We start from the raw sequence: 17,061 nt of genomic DNA on the forward strand, positions 1-17,061 counted from the left end.
ATCCGCTCCTTATTTTGTCTTGTGGATGAAGTAACGCGCGGCTTCCAGGGCCGCCGCCATGACCAGGACGCCCCCGGTGATAATGCCGCTCAGTTCGGTGCCGATGTCCAGCAAAATCAGGCCATTGCGCAGCGTGCCGATCAGCCAGACGCCCACCAGCACCCGCCAGATACTGCCTTTGCCGCCGGTAAAAGGCACGCCGCCCAGCAGCACGGCGGTGAGGATAATCACCTCGAAACCGTCGCCCAGCGTGCCCGATGGAGCGCTGTTAAGACGGGCGATTTGCAGCAGGCCGGCAATGCCGACCGCCAGCCCGGTGAGGATATAGAGCGCGGTAACCACCAGCCGCACCCGGATGCCAATCAGGAAAGCCGCGCGCGGATTGACGCCGATGGCGATGATCTGGCGGCCAATAGGGAAACAGCTGGTGGCGATAATGCACGCGATCCCCAACAGGGCGGCGACAATCACCAGGTTGGGCAGGCCAAAGGTGGCGGCGGAGCCGAAATTGGCGAACGCATCGGGAAAACCGTAAATCGATCCCTGGCCGAAATATTGCGCCAGGCCGCGGGCCGCCGCCAGGCCGCCAAGCGTGACGACGATGGGAGAGAACGACAGCATGCCAATCAGTACGCCGTTTAGGGTGCCGGCGGCCGCGCCAACCGCCAGCCCGACGATAATCCCGGGAACCAGCCCCCAGCTATTAAGCGCCAGTCCGGCGCATACGCCCACCAGCGCCAGCACCGAACCCACGGAAAGGTCGACATATCCCGCCATCATCAGCATGGCGAACACCGAGGCGACAATAAACGTCGGCGCATTTTGCGTGGCGATCGCCAGCAAATTATCCACGGTGAAAAAAACCGGTGTCCGGGTGGAGAACCAGGCCATCAGGGCCACCGTCGCCACCGGCAGAATCCAGCGGGTTATCAGCAGGCCGATATGCTTCACACCCGCGCCGGTACGGGTATCATGGGCGTCCGACGCGGTTTCGCGCCGGCGTTTAATCAAGATGGACATAATTTTACCGCCATAAAAAGGAGTCGGCCCCGCGCCGTTAACCGTGCGCCAGGGCAATCAATTTTTCTTCGCCGATGCCGGGTTCCACGATGCTGGCGACGTTGCCTTCCACCAGCACGATAACCCGATCGGCCAGCGCCACCACTTCTTCGGGATCGCTGGAGGCGAAAATCACCCCATGTCCCGGCTGGGCGGCATAATCGCGGATCAGGCCATAGAGATCCTGGCGCGCGCCGATATCCACGCCCTGGGTCGGTTCATCAAGCAATAGGATATGGCTGCTATCGACGCCGGTCATCCAGCGTCCCACCATCAGTTTTTGCGCATTGCCGCCGGAAAAATTATTGCCTTCGCGCTCCGGATCGGCGGGCTTAAGCCCTATCCGCCGCGCCGCGCCGGCAAAAATGGCCCGTTCGCGCCCAAAGCGCCGCCAAGGCCGGGAGAGCGTCGAAAAATGGGGCAGCAGCAGGTTGTCGCGGGCGCTCATGCTGCCGAACAGTCCCTGTTCTTTACGGTCGGAAGCGACCAGCACGATGCCCTGTTTGCGCGCCTTCTGCGGCGTAGAAGAGGCGATGTCCCGCCCCTGCAGCAACACCCGGCCGCTACTGCGTTTCACCCCGGTCAGCCCTTCCAGCAGATCGGTGCGCCCCGAACCGAGCAGGCCGAAGATGCCGACGATCTCCCCCTCGCGCAGGGTCAGGTCCACCGGCCCGGTCCAGGCGGATCGATAGTGCTCCAGGGTCAGTAACGGCGGGTGGTGGCGGATATCGCGCTCGATGCTGGCGATTTGGCTTTCCGGCGCAATGGCATGCACCAGATCCTCAAGGCTCAGATCCTCGATCGGCCGGGTCCAGAGCACATTGCCGTCGCGCAGCACCGTGACCCGATCGGCCACTTCCAGCACCTCGCGCAGCAGGTGGGTGACATAAATCACGATCAGGCCATGATCCTGCGCCAGCCGGCGAACCAGCTCAAGCAGCGCGGTGACCTCATGTTCGCTGAGGGCCGCGGTGGGTTCATCCAGGATCAGCACGGACGGTTCCTTCAGCAGCGCGCGGGCGATCTCGATGGTTTGCTGTTCGCCTACGCTGAGCTCCTCCACCAGCCGGCCGGGATCGACATCGACCCCCAGCGACTCCAGGATTTCACTGCTGCGCTGCCGCTGTTCGCGCTGGCGGATAGTGCCGAGCCGGCTGCGCATTTCGTTAACCAGGAAAATATTGTCGCTGACCGTCAAGGGGCCGATGAGCTGAAAGTGCTGGTATATACTCGCCATACCCGCCTCGAAGGCGGATGTGGGGGTAAAGTGCTGATAAGACTGATTACCGATGATGATCTCGCCGGCATCCGGCGTAACGGCGCCGCTCAGGCAGCCCAGCAGGGTGGATTTCCCGGCGCCGTTAGGGCCCAGCAAGGCATGGACCTCGCCGGCTTTAAGATCGAGATTTATCCCTTTAAGTACCTCCTGCACGCCGAACGCTTTGCGCAGCGCGCGGATACTCAGCCCCTTCGAGGTCAGATCGATACTCATGATCAGTCCTTATACTGCGCGATCAGCGCATCCAGGCGCGTTGGATTGCGCAGGGTGCCCAGTTCCACGGCGGTCTCATAGTTGGTGCGCCCCTTGCCGGTGATGGCGGCCAGCGAGTTGTCGATGATGGACTGCGATAAATCGTCCAGCAGTATGGCGGCGGAAGCGCGGTAAGCCCCCCCTTGTTTCACCGCTTCCAGGCCTTCCACCGTGCCGTCCTGGCCGGCGATATAGACATCATCCGGCTTAATGCCGGCATTTTTGAAGGCCCGCAGCGCGCCGAGGGCGGCATCGTCGTTAATCCCGATGAACACGCGCAGGTTGGGATGCTGCCGCAGGGCATCCTCGGCGATTTGCATGCCGCAGGCCTGGGTGGCGCAATCCTGCTGGGACACCACCGGCAGCCCGGCCGCCTTGAACTGTTTGAGCGGTTGGTCCCAGCGGCCGGCAAACCCTTTGAGCGGCGTCAGGGTGGTCACGGCGGCGGTAATATTGCCTTGGGGATAGCGTCCCTTGACCCAGGCCAGCGCATCTTTAGCCACCAGATCTCCGCTTTGCGCGTTATCAAAACCGACCGACCCGTCCGAACCCGGGGTGGCGCCGGCATAGGTCAGCCATTTCATGCCTTTTTTCTGCGCCTGGATTCGCAAACCGTCCAGCGCGGTGGCTTCCACCGGCAGCACCACGATGGCGTCCACCCGGCGCGTCACCCAGCTTTCAAGGGTGGCGCGCTGCGACTCCAGGTTACTCTGGTGGGTGTTATCGAGCAGGACCTTCACGCAGCCGTTTTTTACGCCGGCCGCCTGTACTTTTTTCTTTAGCGCAATGGCAAACTGCGACTCGCCGACCGGGTGGCTGAAACCGATGGTGTAGGTTTTTTCGCAGGACGTCCCCGCCGCCCGGGTGGCCGGGCTGAGCGTGATGCCAAGGGCCAGTGCACCCGCCGACAGTAATAGTGCGCGATGGTTAAATAATGGGGTCATAGCGGTGCTCCATAAAGTCCGTGGGTTATTCGCCGCAGGTCTTTTGCCCGTTGCGTTAGCCACAAAACTAAACTAGAACGTGTAGCATGTAAATAGCATGATAAATAACCGCTCCTTTGCCAGTCGGTCCAGGCCATAATAGATAAATAATCTTAATAATTATCAATAACCGGAATTACATGCTGATTAAAATCATATTATCGCTTTATATCGCCATGCGGCGTTGGGTTATGCCCGTGGCCACGTCCATTGCCAACCGATATCCATAAGATTTTTAGATGTCATACGTTCTATCACAGTAAAAGGCGGCGCTCCCCCGCGCGGCAACGGTCTTCGCGGGCGGCGCAGGGGACGGGATCGCGCGCTAGCGATCCTGGGGCGGTCACATTAATTTCATATGGCTGTTTGCGGCGCGCCGGGGGAATGGGAAGGGCCAAGCACAGCAACGAGCGGCTTTCTCCCGCCGGGCGGGAGAGCATATTACGCCGTGCCCGCGGGGCCGCCGCCGGCCTGGGTGCGGTAATAACGGCGCGCGTTGGCGCAGAATAAGCAATGCTGGTCTTCCGGCGCCATATCGCTGACTATGCGTTTAAACCCGCTGAAAATGGTATCAAAACTGCCGCACAGGCTGTCCACCGGGAAATTGCTGGCGAACATCGCCCGCTTCGCGCCGAACATCGCGATGGTTTCGCGCACGATCCAGCGATTATCGTCAACCGACCATGGGCGTCCGGCCAGGCCGATCCCGGAGATTTTCACCACCACATTGGGTTCGTCCGCCAATTGCCCCATGGCGCTATGCCATGCGGCCAGTCCTTCCGGGCTGCGATCGCTCGGTAACCCCGTATGATTAAGAATAATCAGCGTGCCGGGAAAATCCCGAGCCAGCCTTCCCGCCTCCGCCAGATGCCACCATGGGGTCTGTAAATCGAAATGCAGGCCGTATTTCTCCAGTTGCGCATAACCCCGGCGCCAGCGATCCTGGCTCATCAAGGTTCGTTCCCCCTGCCTGGCGGCGTCGGGAGACGCGGCGCCGCCGGGTTTATGCCTGACGCTGCGCACCAGCGCAAACGACGCCTGCCGGGCCAGCAATTCGGCCGCGTCGTCGGCATCCAGCCATGCCTGGGCCACCACGGCGTTGGGAAAGCCGTAGGTCTGCGCCACCTGGTGGATATAGCGGGTCTCCTCCAGCGGTTGCCCGGGTTCCCATTCGGCATCGATATACACCGTCTCGACGATATTGTGCCCCGCGGCGTCGGCGAAATAATCCGGCGGCAAATATTCCCGCTTAATGGCGCTGTAATCACCGTAGCGAAACGGAATCATCGCCTCAGGCGCCAGCCACGGATGCGGGTTGATCGCCGGCTGCCAGAAGTGGTGATGCGCATCCACCACCGGCCCTGCGTACAGTGCGTCGTTCATGAGCGTACTCCTGTTTTCACATTCAGTTTGATTAAACAGGTCCCCAAAATATAGACCGCGGAACAGGCGGCAAAAAACAGCAGCACCCCGCCGTAGCTGCCGGTTTTTTGCAAAATAACGCCCACCAGGATCGGAACCATAATCCCCCCCAGGCTGCCGGCCATATTCATAATCCCGCCCACGACCCCGACGTGTTGTTTGGCCACCAGGAGGACGGGCAGGCTCCAGTACAAACTGCCCCACATTAAAAAGCAGGCGGCGATGGACAAAAACACCACGGCCATATAGGAACTGGTCAGGTACGGCAGCGCCATAAAGGCCGCCAGCGTAATGGCGCCGGACAGGGAAAGCAGGGATTTCAGGGCGACGCTGTGGCGCACGCCGGCTTTCACCAGGGCATCGAGTAAAAAGCCGCCGGAAAGCGACCCCAGCGCGCCGCAAATAAAAATAATAAACGTCGCATTGCCGATGGCGATCAAATCAAAACCCCGGCCCTGCGCCAGATAGCTGGGTCCCCAGGTCAATAAGCCGAAAAACATCATTGCCCATGCCGCGCGCCCTACCAGCATCGCGATTAACCAACGCGGCGCAATGCCCAGGCCGGGGGTATCCGGCGCGTCGCCGGCGTCGTGGGCGGCGGCTTCGGTGATGGCGGCCAACTCCCCTTGATTGACCTGCGGGTGCCGGGCGGGATTATCGCGCAAGTAATACCACGACAGCCAGCCCAGCAGGATGGTCACGCCGCCGGCGATGGCGAACACCAGGCGCCATGATCCCAGCATGGCGATCATATGGGCGATGATAATCCCGCCCAGGGCCGCCCCCAGCGGACCGCCGCAATCCATGATCACCGCGCCGCGCCCGCGTTCTTTGGAAGATAACCACAGCGAGTTGAGCTTGCCGCCGGCGGGAAACAGCGGCGCTTCCGCCGCCCCCAGCGCCATCCGGCTCAATAATAGCGATATGCCGCCGGTGGCCAGCGCCGCCGCCGCCTGAAACAGACCCCACAATAGCGTCGAGCCGGTAATGATTTTGCGCGGCCCAAAGCGGTCAATCAGCCAGCCGCCCGGAATTTGCAATAACGCATACGCCCAGAAAAAGCTGCTGAGGATCATGCCCTGCATGGTAGGCGATAATTGAAATTCACGGGCGATGGTCGGCATGCCGATGGAAAGGGAGACCCGATCGATCAGGTTAATCACCACTAATAAAAAAATGATGCTGAAAATAAACCAGCGTACCCGGGTCGGCCGCGCGGCAATCGCCGCGGCCGGCGGGGACGGCGAAGCATCCAGACGCGTTGCCGGCTGAGCGGCCGGCCCGGTTGAAGTATCCTGTTTCATGGCTAGCTCCTCGCCGCTGGATCGGCGCCCGCGGCCATTCTTACCGTCAGCTTCAGGGCGTTTTCAAACGCCGAGGACGAGGCGGCGTTTTGTCCGTACAGGTTATACGCCGTACCGTGATTGGCCGTGGCGATAGGGATGGGTATCCCGCCCTGGACCGTCACGCCCCGTTCAAAACCCAGCATTTTCAACGCGGTGGCAAACTGGTCGTGATACATGGAGACCACCGCGTCCAGGCGCTGCGTCTCCACCGCTTTAAAGGTGGTATCCGCCGGGAACGGACCATATACCTCCATGCCGGCGGCCCGCGCCCGTTCCATGGCGGGCTTGATAATGGTCCGCTCTTCGTCGCCGAACAGGCCGTTCTCGCCGCCATGGGGATTAAGCGCCTGTACGGCGATCTTGGGATGGGAAATACCGGCCTGGACCAGCGTGCGCTGCATCAGTGAAATGGTATCGAAGACGCCCTGGATGCTGAGATTGGCGACAATATCGCGAAAAGGGATATGCGAGGTGACCCGTCCCGCCCAGAGGTTATCCACCACGTTCACTTCACAGCCAAAACCGTGAAAACCGGTCTGCTCGGCGAACCAATGCAGCTCATCGCGATGCTGCAAGCCGCCAAGATGCATCGCTTGTTTATTGAGCGGGGCAAAACAAATCGCCCGGGTATCGCCGGCCAGGGTCAGCTCCACCGCTTTTTTCAGGGTTTCCAGGATATATACTCCGCTTTGGGCGGTGGCCTCGCCGTACGCAAAAGGCGCCGCGTGGCTGCCGCGGTGATCGATTAATACCGGCACGCCTGGGGTAAAGCGGTAATCGTGCACCGACGCGGCTTCTTCATACGGGAAATGACAATCGGCGATGGCCATTCCTTTTTCCAATTCCCGCTTATCGGCGATAATGACAATATTGGCCAGCTGGCGATAACTTTCCTGCGCCAGGACCTTGGCCACCAATTCCGGGCCAACGCCGGCCGGATCGCCCAGCACCAACGCAATACATGGAGTTGCCATAAATTTTTCCTCTTATTAATCTACCGGGTTAATCTACCGGAGTTAAATTCATACATGGGGCAAAATAGTTTTGGCATTAATATCCTGGCCGGCCTCCTGCAATGGAATATCCGGCCGCATAAAAAAGGTTAATCCGATACCGACGATTAATAACGCAATCGAGCCATAAAACGGCAGGCTCCAGTTACCGGTTTTATCAATAATCAACCCAAACAATATCGGTGAAATAATCCCCGCGATGGCCGACCCCGCATTCATCATACCGCTGGCTATGCCGACATATTTTGGCGTGATATCCATGGGTACCGCCCAAATAGGCGCGATGGTCAATTCCAGGCAAAAGAATGCCAGGCTCAGGCAAATGGTGATAATGGGCAATGATTGGGAATAAATCACCGGAACTAATAACAGCAAGGCGCTAAGAAAACTGAAGATAATGACATTGCGACGGGCGGCGACCACGCTGCCGGTGCGTTTAAGGATACGATCGCTGATCAAGCCCCCTACCGTATTGCCCACCACGCCGGATAAAAACACGCCCGCGGTGAACAGCGCCGACTGTTTCAAATCGAGGTTGCGGCCATGTAAAAAGAACGTCGGCAGCCAGGTGAAAAATAACCAGCCCGTCCAGCCATAACAGAAATAGACTCCCATGGTCGGTCCCATGCGCTTGAGCAATGCGCCCCAGGGGGTCTGCTGGCGTATTTTAGGCTTGGCGGTGGCTTCCGACGGCGGCATGTCGGCCAATTCTTCGGCGGAAATACCCTTTGACTGGCGCGGATCGTCGCGGAAATGATAAATCCACAATGCCAGCCATACCAGCGTCACCACGCCGGTGGCGATAAACGCGAAGCGCCAGGAATGCAGCAGTACCAAGGCGGCAATCAGCGGCGGCGTAACCGCGTTGCCGAAGCGGGAAAACGAATGGGTGATCCCCTGCACGAAACCCCGTTTTTCACGCTTAAACCAAAAGGTGATGGCCCGCGCCTGGGATGGCAGCGCGGCGCCCACGCCCACGCCCAGCAGCAGGCGGGCTAAAAACAGGGAAATAAAACCGCCCACGAAACCGGTGGCCACGGTGGCCACGACCCAAATACTGCCGCAGATAATCAGCGTCTTGCGCGCGCCGAAGCGATCGCAAAACCAGCCGCCGATAATCTGGAAAATGGCATAGGTATAAGCAAAGGCGGAAAAGATAATGCCCAGTTCGGTATTATTTAATCCAAGTTCGTTCTTAATCAATCCAGCCGACGCGGATAAATTCACCCTGTCTATATACATTAGAAACGACATGGCGCAAAACAACGCCAGTATTTTGCTGCTTTTTTTGATGTTTAAAAACATTTTTTTAATTATCCTTTCGCTATGAATTTTTAATGATTTCCGCCCCGTTTTACCCGCACACGGGATTATTGGTTAATGCCGCTCCGGCGGCCGATGGTTCGCCCCTACACGACCCGCGCGCTTTACTTAATCCGGCCTGGGCATCATCATTTTCATTCTCTAAACAAAAGCTCAATTGATTAACTTATGATCGTATATATGCAGACTTTAAAATCGAAATAAATTGAAGCGAGTCACAAATGAAGGCCATATAAATCAATTTTGCTATACAACATGAGCAAGATCTCATAATTTATCGCTATCAAGTCGTGGATATATTGAACATATGTTCATTTGCGGCAGGGCTGATTATACAAATTAACCGTCGCGCATTACGCGGATTAAAATCGGCCGGTTATTAAAACGCGCCCGCGACGAGGGGATCGTGGAAATCACCGTGCGTTATCACCCGGTGTTCAGTACCCGCCTGGAGCAGCAGCTAAAGGCGCGGTTTGGAGTAAAGCAGGCGCCGATCGCCGTGGATTATCACGACGAAAACCAGCAGCGCCGGCAGATTGCCGCGCTGGTGTGCAATTACCTCGCTACGGTATTAAAGCGCCGGCGGTGGGCCAGGGCCGCAACGTGGCGGCGGTGGCCGATCATGTGGGCATCGGCGATATCGCCGGCTAGGGTTTTTTCAATGCCCGGGGCGAGCGGATCGATACGGCGATGAACGATCGCGTGATTGGCCTTAGCTTAAACGAGTTGCAGCAGATCCCGTGCGTTATCGCTATCGCCGCGGAAAATACCAAAGTGCTGGCGATCCTGGGCGCCCTGCGCACCGGCGCCATCGATATTATCGCCACCCGCGCTTACAACGCCGCCATGGTCCTGAATATGAATGCCTCCGGCCGGATTACGCCTGCGGACCCGCAGTGCGCCGGGAGGCGGGTTCCGGGCGGCTAAGCGGCGCCGTTTGCCTGATCTGGGCGATAAAGTTGTTTACCGTCGGGGATTTTTCATCGCGCCTGAACAGCGCGGCCACCTCCGAAATAATGGCGCCGCCGGATAGCGGCTTAAAAACCAGGTTGGGCAGCCCGACGATTTCGGTCACCACCACCGGCACCACGGCAACGCCGGCGCCCAGTGAAACCTGCGTCAATACCGCCATCAAGCTGCCGGGGGATTCTACGCTGAGCGGCACGAACTTCCCGCGGCGCGCGACTTCCCGGGTGCCGAGATCCTGCTCGGGCACGATGAATTTTTCCCGGCTGAGCTGGTGCGGTTTAATCCGCCCATGGGCGGCCGCCAGGGGATGTTCCCCCGGCAACGCCAGGCAAAACGGGTCGCGCAGCAAGATATGCGTTTGCAGCGATGCCGGCAAAAGCATTGGACAGCGGGCCATGGCCAGATCGACCTTGCCTTCCTCAAGCCACTGGGGCAGCAGCCGCATGGGCAGCTCCCGGGCGTGGACGTAGACCTCGGGCCAGCGGGTGCGAAACAAACGGATTTGCTGCTGCAAAATACCCGAATAGGCGGCCGAGCCCACATAGCCCACCTCAATGCGGCCAAGCTCGCCGCGCCCCGCCCGCCGGCCGATATTCACCGCCTGATCGTATTGCTGCAAGGTTGCGCGCGCCTGGGCCAAAAACAACGCGCCGGCGGACGTCAGGGCGACGGCGCGCTTGCTGCGGTTGAACAGCCGGGCCTGCAGCGTACGTTCGATTTCCTGGATCTGCACGGTCAGGGTGGGAGGAGATATCCCCAATTGTTCCGCGGCCTGCGCAAAGTGCAGCGTTTCGGCTACGGCAATAAAATAGCGCAGATGGCGCAGCTCCATATCGTCCCCCGGGATGATCTGATGATGGCCGCGGCCGTTGCGCGCCCCGCCGGCGGTAATAATGGCTGCATCCGCGCGCTGGCAGCCATGCCATTATAACCGCTGGCCGGCGGCATGCATGCCGGGTATTAGGTTTTACCTAATTAAAGCGCAATTTTTGGTGATTGAAATAAATTAGCGGCTAACGCATGCTGGCATCAAGATCAATAACCCACGCCACCCGGACAGCACTTATGGGCCGCCAGATTGCTATTTTCAGCGATGTACACGCCAATTTGCCCGCCCTGAACGCCGTACTGCGCGATATCGATGCGCGGGGCATAACCGACATTTTTTGTCTGGGGGATTTGGTGGATTTTGCGCCCTGGCCCAACGAGGTCATTGAACTTATCCGTAAACGCGGGTCCGTAAACGCGGGATACCGACGGTGATGGGCAATCATGACGACCGGGTAGGCTTTGACCGCGCCATCACGCCGCTCGGGAAGCATTCACCCCGGGAACAGCGGTCCAGGGCCGCGGCCATTGCGCTCAGTAAACGTGACGTCACCGCCGGCAACCGCGCGTTTCTGACCCAATTGCCCGCCGCCATCCGGCTGGAGCTGCATGCCGGTTCCCTGGCTAAAACCCTGCTGCTGGCGCACGGCAGCCCCGCTGCGCTGGATGAGTATATTTATGCCGACCGCGACGAAGGGTATTTGCTGGCGTTGGGGCGCCGATATCGCTGCGACGCCCTGATCATGGGGCATACGCACCGGGCCTACCGCCGGCGGATAGCGCGCCCCGGCGGCAGCCCGCTATTCATCGCCAATACCGGCGCGACGGGGCGGAAAAAACCCGGCGAACCGCTGGCGACCTATTTGGTATGCCAATTGGCGGCGGGGGCGCTGACGGCCGACATCGTGACGGTTGATTATGACGCCGCCGGCCTCGCGGCGGCCATTATCGCCAGCGAAATACCGGATTTTTATGCGCAGTACTTTGTTTATCAACCCCAATTACCCTGATCTTTCTTCACCCACCTCCAGGAGTATGTATGTTATTCAAGACCACATGGTTATCCGCCGTCGCCGCCATTTGCGTATTAAGCGGCGCGGCCAGCGCGGCGTCCCCCCTGCCGGTGCGCCCGTATCTCAATTTGGCCGCCGCGCAGCATATTGCGCAGGCGGCGCAGGACAAAGCGCAAGCGTCCGGCTGGCCCTGCGTCATCGCCGTGGTGGACGAAGCGGGCGCGCCGCTGGTGCTGATACGCATGGATAATGCCGCGGTGCCGGCCGGCGTGGAATTAGCGCCGGGCAAAGCCCGAACCGCCGCGCTGTTTCATCGCCCCAGCAGCGATCTTGAAACCGCCATTAACGGCAAACGCCCGGCGGCGGCGACCGCGCGCGGGTTTATCATGATGGCCGGCGGGTTGCCGATTCAAACGGACGGACATTTCGTCGGCGGGATCGGCGTATCGTCAGATACTCCCGCCCATGACGAGGTTATCGCCCAGGCGGGGGTTGACGCGTTTAACCCCTAATCGCCGCTCGATTACAGATCTTGCTTGGTCGGACGGAACAGGATCTCATTGATATCCACGTCATCCGGCTGGGCAAGGGCGGGCGCCGCCGCTGTTTGTTCAAAATGTTGAGTCATGGACTCCCCCGCTTTATTGCCGATATTGCTCATCGGTGACTTTTTCCAGCCACTCGACGGCGCTGCCGTTAAGCGATTCCGCAATGGCGATGTGCGTCATGGCGTTATCCGGCGTGGCGCCGTGCCAATGTTTCACCCCTTGCGGTATCCAGACGATATCGCCCGCGTTGATTTCCTGGATACCTTTGCCTAATTCCTGCACCCAGCCGCGGCCGTGGACAACTATCAGGGTCTGCCCCAGCGGATGAGTGTGCCAGGCGGTACGCGCGCCGGGCTCGAAGGTTACGGTAGCCCCGCCTACCCGGGCCGGCGCCGCGGCCTGGAACGTCGCATCGAGGCGGACTTTACCGGTAAAGTAGCTTTCCGGGCCGGGCCTGGAAGGTTGGGACCCGCTGCGGGTAATCTGCACTTTTGCCGTCATATCGTTCTCCAATTGGCCATTCTCCCCGGCCGGCATACCCGCCGCCGGGGAAATAATAAGCATAGCCTACAGCCCGGCGGGTTTTACCAGCGCTTGGGGATAACGGCCGGCGCCGGGGACAGCGAAATCCTTAACGGTCGATGATTTCCTGTGGAATCGGCTCGCCGTGATATTTTTGATAAATGGCATTGAGTTTGCCGTTTTGCAGATTGGTTTTGATCCATTCGTCCAAGTGCGCTTTCAGTTCCGGCTGGTCTTTCGGCAAACCGATCGCCAGGTCGAAGATCTGTAGCGTCATCTTGGGTTCAAAGGCCAGTTTGGGATTCTGTTTCTTAATCTGGTTCACCAGCGTCGCCGACGTCGCCACCGCAAACGCCTGCCCGCTCACCGCGGCGGTGACCAGAGTCGCATCATCATCGTAGCGCTGCACGGTAAAACCGCGCTTGGCGGCTTCAGCGCTGAGCTGCGTATCCTGGGTGGTGCCCCGGGTCACGGTAATGGCTTTGCCTTTCAGATCGTCCCAGCCGGCGATTTTCACCGCCGTCGGCGCGCCGATCACCGAGCGCAGGCCGGCATAAGCGCGCGAGAAGTCGACCACCTGGGCGCGCTGCGGCGTGACCGACAGGGTGGAAATGACGATATCCGCCTTGCCGGTTTGCAGATTGGGAATCCGGGTTGGGCCGGTGGTTTCGATAAAGGTCAACTTCAGTCCCCAATCTTTCGCCAGCAACTGCGCAGTTTCCACATCCGATCCGGTCGGCTGGAGTTTGGCGTCCAGCATGCCGGACGGCGGGATGGACAGATCGGTCGCCACGCGCAGCGTTCCGCGTTGATTAATCTCCTGCCAGGAATTGGCGGCCGCGGCGGGGTTAAGCGCCAGCAGGCAAAACAGGGAACCAATAAGGGTTATTTTATGAATAGTACGCATAGGGTTTCTCCAGGTTTTCTGAGGTTCTAACGCCGCCGGTTTACAGTTCGTTAGCGATAAACTCTTGTAACTCCGCGGTGGCCGGTTGTTTTAAAATGGAAGCGTCGCCGCTTTCACGTACGGTTCCCTGATGCATAAAGACCACCTTATCGGCGATGCGCCGGGCAAAATTCATTTCGTGCGTTACCATAATCATGGTCATGCCGCTGCCGGCCAGCCGTTCGATGACCCGCAGCACCTCGCCGGTTAATTTGGGATCGAGCGCGGAGGTGACCTCGTCGAACAGCATGACTTTCGGTTTCATGGCCAGCGAACGGGCAATGGCGGCGCGCTGCTGCTGCCCGCCGGACAGCTGCTCCGGGTAGCTGTCCGATTTATCCATCAGGCCGACCTGCTCCAGGACCGAATGGGCCAGGCGCCGCGCTTCGGTTTTAGACTGTTTTTTTACCGACACCGGCCCCAGGGTAATATTTTGCTCAATGGTCAGATGGGGAAACAGGTTGTAGCTCTGGAACACGATGCCGACATCCTGGCGCAGTTTGCGTAAATCCAGATGCGGGTCTTCCACGCGATGTCCGCAGACTTCGATGCTGCCGCCGTTAATCACCTCCAGGCGGTCGATGCAGCGCAGGGCGGTGCTCTTCCCCGACCCGCTGGCGCCGATCAGCGCCACCACCTGCCCCCGGTCGACCGAAAAAGAGACGTCGTTCAGTACCGGCACCCGGTCAAAACTTTTTTGCACGTTATTGAGCACGATAATGGACATAGTGATTTCCTTTGACGCTTAGGCCGTTTTGGCAATCGCGGCGTTTTGCCGCCGCATTTTCTTACCGGATGCGCTGCGCTCAAGGCGGCGGCTCAGTACCGATACCGGGAAACAGAGGCAGAAATACAGGCATGAGACGATCAGGTAAGTGATAAACGGCTCGAATATCGAGTTATTGATTAACTGCCCGGCGCGCGCCAGTTCGACAAACCCCACCACCGACGCCAGGGATGTGTTTTTGATGATTTGCACCGAAAACCCCACCGTGGGCGGCGTGGCCAGCATCACCGCCTGCGGCAGGATAACTTTGAACAGGCGCTGCGTCCGCGTCAGCGCCAGGCACTCCGCCGCTTCCCACTGGGCGCGCGGCACCGCCTGGATACAACCGCGCCAGATTTCGCCCAAATAGGCGCTGGAATAGATGGTCAGGGAGACCCCGGCGGCAAATAGCGGCGAAATGGACAGGCCCAAGGATGGCAAACCGAAGTAGATCATAAACATAATGATCAGCAATGGCGTGCCCTGGATAAGCTGGACGTAGGCGCTCACCGCGAAACGCACGCTCTTGAGCGGCGCAATGCGGCCCATGGCCACCAGAAAACCCACCAGGCCCCCGCCGCCGAACGCCATCAGCGACAAAATGCAGGTCCAGAAGGTTCCTTCCAGCAGGAACTGGATATGGGCCGGATTAAGAGAGGAATTCATGTCTCGCTCCTCAAATGTTGGTGCCAAGGCGGCGGCGGCGCGGAAAGGCCGCCAGCCCGATCAGCCAAAACGCCAGGCGCATTAAAAACGACAAGGCGATGTATATGCCGGCGACGATAAAGAACGTTTCAAACGGGCGATAGGTTTCCGACTGGATAAAATTGGCCGTGGCCGTCAGCTCTTCCGTGGAAATCTGCGACGTTACGGAGGAGGCCAGCATCAGCAAAATAAACTGGCTGGTCAGCGCGGGATACACCCGCTCGATAGCCGGACGCAGCGCCACGTGCCAATATTGCTGCCAGTGGGACAACCCCAGCGTTTCCGCCGCCTCCCACTGCCCCTTGTGGATCGATTCAAACCCGGCGCGCATGATCTCCGCGGTATAGGCCCCCACGTTAATCGTCAGCGCTATCACCGAAACGGTGAACGCCGAAAACGAAAAACCCAGGCTGGAAAGCCCGAAATACACCAAAAAGATCTGCACCAGGAACGGCGTATTACGAATGGCCTCGATATACACCCCGGCCAGCCGGGAGAACGACGCGCGGCGGGAGCGCCGCGCAATGGCGCACAGGGTGCCGATCAGAAAGCCGGAAACGGTAGTGATTACCGCCAGCTGCGCCGTAAGCAAAGCGCCATCCATCAGCATTTGCCATTGCGCGAATATCGCAGTGAAATCAAGCTTCATAACCCGTTACCTATTTTGTCGCAGCCGCGGTTTCCCGCCCGGTGATCCGGTCGTAAACTTTAAACAGCGCCTGATTGCCGTGCGATCCCTCGCCATGAGCCTGCGCATCCTGATATTGCGTCGCCACCAGCGCGGTGGCGGGCAGCGGAACCGGGTGTTTTTGCGCCGCTTCCAGCACCAGCCGCAAATCTTTCATCATCAAATCGATGCGAAAGCCGGCGGAAGTGTCCCCGTCGATCATGGCCATGCCAAGCTTGTCGAGCATCCATGACGCCGCCGAGCCCCCCAGCAGCACTTCGCGCATCTGCGCCAGGTCGATGCCATAGGCGCGTCCCAGCGCCAGCGCTTCGCAAATGGCCTGAATATTAATGCCGCAAATCAGCTGGTTGCACAATTTTACCGTCTGGCCGGCGCCCGATTGCCCCACGTGGTTGATGGTGGTGCCCATCGCCCGCAAAAAGGGCTCGGCGCGGGCGAACCCCGCGGCGTCGCCGCCGACCATGATGGTCAGCGCGGCGTTTTTCGCCCCGGCCGGCCCGCCGGAAACCGGCGCGTCGAGCATGATGACCCCCGCGGCCGCCAGCGCCTCGCTCATTTCGCGCGTGGCCTGCGGCGCTATGGTGCTCATATCAACAAACAGTTTGCCGCGCGGCGGATTGGCCAGCAGCCCCCCGACGCCGCGCACCACGTCCTGCACCTGCGGCGTGTCGGGCAACATGGAAATCACGATATCGGCATCGTGGGTCGCGTCGGGGATATCCCGCGCCGCCTCGACGCCGTACGGCGCCAGTGCGGCCACGGCGGCGGGCAAGACATCATAGGCGCGCACGCGATAACCGGCCTGCGCGAGATTGCGGGCCATTTCACGCCCCATCACCCCCAGGCCAAGAAAACCAACGGTACCTTTGGTGGTTGCATTGCTCATAGCGATCGGTTCTCCTGTCGTTATGGATGTAAGCTATGGATGTAAACTATGGATATAGCGACGGATCAGTTTTGTTGTTCAAGACGGTTAAGTTTTTCGACGCGGCGGACAAAATCCTCATCCTGTACGAACCGGGCCTGCAAAAACGCGTCGATCAGATCGCGCGCCAGCCATGGCCCGACAATTTGCGCCCCCACGCACATAACGTTGACATCGTCATGCTCCACCCCCTGATGGGCCGAATGGACGTCATGGCAGACCGCGGCGCGGATGCCGTTGATTTTGTTGGCCGCAATCACGGCGCCCACGCCGGTGCCGCACACCAGAATGCCCCTGAGCAAGGCATCCACCCGGACTTTGCTGCACACGGCATGGGCGATATCCGGAAAATCAACCGGATCGGGCGTGTGGCTGCCGATGTCGTCCACCTGATGGCCGGCCGCGCGTAGCCAGTGGGTAAGTTCTTGCTTGAGGTGATAGCCAGCGTGATCGCTGCCGATAACGATATTCATT

18 protein-coding genes and 1 pseudogene are annotated in these 17,061 nt (G+C 59.5%); 4 read left to right on the top strand and 15 right to left on the bottom strand.

Annotated features, from left to right (window positions below; translation table 11 throughout):
- Window positions 1–9: 9 nt before the first annotated feature.
- The 7 genes from ACL2XP_RS16295 to ACL2XP_RS16325 all read right to left on the bottom strand — a co-directional run bounded on the left by ACL2XP_RS16295 (window position 10) and on the right by ACL2XP_RS16325 (window position 8,659).
- On the bottom strand, window positions 10–1,020 hold the full coding sequence (locus tag ACL2XP_RS16295; RefSeq protein WP_413733892.1) for an ABC transporter permease: 1,011 nt from the start codon (window positions 1,018–1,020) through the stop codon (window positions 10–12).
- 37 nt (window positions 1,021–1,057) lie between these two features.
- Window positions 1,058–2,551, bottom strand: coding sequence for a sugar ABC transporter ATP-binding protein (locus tag ACL2XP_RS16300; RefSeq protein WP_413733894.1), 1,494 nt, complete (start codon window positions 2,549–2,551; stop codon window positions 1,058–1,060).
- Window positions 2,552–2,553: 2 nt separating this feature from the next.
- On the bottom strand, window positions 2,554–3,534 hold the full coding sequence (locus ACL2XP_RS16305) for a sugar ABC transporter substrate-binding protein (protein WP_413733895.1): 981 nt from the start codon (window positions 3,532–3,534) through the stop codon (window positions 2,554–2,556).
- A gap of 480 nt (window positions 3,535–4,014) precedes the next feature.
- The gene (locus ACL2XP_RS16310; RefSeq protein ID WP_413733896.1) at window positions 4,015–4,956 is read right to left on the bottom strand and encodes an amidohydrolase family protein; all 942 of its coding nucleotides are present in this window, start codon (window positions 4,954–4,956) and stop codon (window positions 4,015–4,017) included.
- A complete protein-coding gene (locus ACL2XP_RS16315) occupies window positions 4,953–6,299 on the bottom strand; it encodes an MFS transporter (protein WP_413733897.1) in 1,347 nt (448 codons plus the stop codon). The genes ACL2XP_RS16310 and ACL2XP_RS16315 overlap by 4 nt, the downstream gene beginning before the upstream one ends.
- Before the next feature lie 2 nt (window positions 6,300–6,301).
- Window positions 6,302–7,315 carry a 4-hydroxythreonine-4-phosphate dehydrogenase PdxA gene (locus ACL2XP_RS16320; RefSeq protein WP_413733898.1) on the bottom strand — a complete coding sequence of 338 codons (1,014 nt, stop codon included), beginning with the start codon at window positions 7,313–7,315 and terminating at the stop codon, window positions 6,302–6,304.
- A 48-nt stretch (window positions 7,316–7,363) separates the two neighbouring features.
- The gene (locus ACL2XP_RS16325; RefSeq protein WP_413733899.1) at window positions 7,364–8,659 is read right to left on the bottom strand and encodes an MFS transporter; all 1,296 of its coding nucleotides are present in this window, start codon (window positions 8,657–8,659) and stop codon (window positions 7,364–7,366) included.
- Window positions 8,660–9,029: 370 nt separating this feature from the next.
- Here ACL2XP_RS16325 and ACL2XP_RS16330 point away from each other — a divergent pair.
- Window positions 9,030–9,604 (top strand): annotated as a pseudogene (locus ACL2XP_RS16330) (sugar-binding domain-containing protein); the annotation flags it as partial.
- Here the strand turns inward: ACL2XP_RS16330 and ACL2XP_RS16335 are convergent.
- Window positions 9,555–10,478, bottom strand: coding sequence for a LysR substrate-binding domain-containing protein (locus ACL2XP_RS16335; RefSeq protein ID WP_413733900.1), 924 nt, complete (start codon window positions 10,476–10,478; stop codon window positions 9,555–9,557). The pseudogene ACL2XP_RS16330 and the gene ACL2XP_RS16335 sit on opposite strands and share 50 nt — an antisense overlap.
- A gap of 233 nt (window positions 10,479–10,711) precedes the next feature.
- Here ACL2XP_RS16335 and ACL2XP_RS16340 point away from each other — a divergent pair, with 233 nt between their 5' ends.
- From ACL2XP_RS16340 to ACL2XP_RS16350, 3 genes are read left to right on the top strand one after another with little or no spacing between them, the layout of a single operon-like run.
- Entirely contained in the window at window positions 10,712–10,909 is a 198-nt protein-coding gene (locus ACL2XP_RS16340; protein ID WP_413733902.1) for a metallophosphoesterase family protein, read from the top strand.
- Entirely contained in the window at window positions 10,909–11,484 is a 576-nt protein-coding gene (locus tag ACL2XP_RS16345) for a metallophosphoesterase family protein (RefSeq protein ID WP_413739191.1), read from the top strand. The genes ACL2XP_RS16340 and ACL2XP_RS16345 overlap by 1 nt, the downstream gene beginning before the upstream one ends.
- Window positions 11,485–11,513: 29 nt before the next feature.
- Window positions 11,514–11,999 (top strand): GlcG/HbpS family heme-binding protein, encoded by a 486-nt coding sequence (locus ACL2XP_RS16350; protein WP_413733904.1) that lies wholly within the window; start codon window positions 11,514–11,516, stop codon window positions 11,997–11,999.
- Between the two features lie 129 nt (window positions 12,000–12,128).
- Here ACL2XP_RS16350 and ACL2XP_RS16355 read toward each other — a convergent pair whose 3' ends face one another.
- The 7 genes from ACL2XP_RS16355 to rpiB form a co-directional block, all read right to left on the bottom strand.
- Entirely contained in the window at window positions 12,129–12,536 is a 408-nt protein-coding gene (locus tag ACL2XP_RS16355; protein WP_413739192.1) for a cupin domain-containing protein, read from the bottom strand.
- Window positions 12,537–12,666: 130 nt separating this feature from the next.
- Entirely contained in the window at window positions 12,667–13,464 is a 798-nt protein-coding gene (locus ACL2XP_RS16360) for a transporter substrate-binding domain-containing protein (RefSeq protein WP_413733905.1), read from the bottom strand.
- Window positions 13,465–13,504: 40 nt separating this feature from the next.
- Window positions 13,505–14,230 carry an amino acid ABC transporter ATP-binding protein gene (locus ACL2XP_RS16365; RefSeq protein ID WP_413733906.1) on the bottom strand — a complete coding sequence of 242 codons (726 nt, stop codon included), beginning with the start codon at window positions 14,228–14,230 and terminating at the stop codon, window positions 13,505–13,507.
- 18 nt (window positions 14,231–14,248) lie between these two features.
- Window positions 14,249–14,935, bottom strand: coding sequence for an amino acid ABC transporter permease (locus ACL2XP_RS16370; protein ID WP_413733907.1), 687 nt, complete (start codon window positions 14,933–14,935; stop codon window positions 14,249–14,251).
- 10 nt (window positions 14,936–14,945) lie between these two features.
- A complete protein-coding gene (locus ACL2XP_RS16375; protein ID WP_413733908.1) occupies window positions 14,946–15,623 on the bottom strand; it encodes an amino acid ABC transporter permease in 678 nt (225 codons plus the stop codon).
- A gap of 10 nt (window positions 15,624–15,633) precedes the next feature.
- Entirely contained in the window at window positions 15,634–16,548 is a 915-nt protein-coding gene (locus tag ACL2XP_RS16380) for an NAD(P)-dependent oxidoreductase (RefSeq protein WP_413733909.1), read from the bottom strand.
- Between the two features lie 65 nt (window positions 16,549–16,613).
- Complete coding sequence (gene rpiB / locus ACL2XP_RS16385) at window positions 16,614–17,060, bottom strand: ribose 5-phosphate isomerase B (RefSeq protein WP_413733911.1); 447 nt, start codon at window positions 17,058–17,060, stop codon at window positions 16,614–16,616.
- Window position 17,061 lies beyond the last annotated feature (1 nt).

Origin of the sequence: Sodalis sp. RH21 (assembly GCF_047324175.1) — a bacterium.
Classification (GTDB): Bacteria; Pseudomonadota; Gammaproteobacteria; order Enterobacterales; family Enterobacteriaceae; genus Acerihabitans.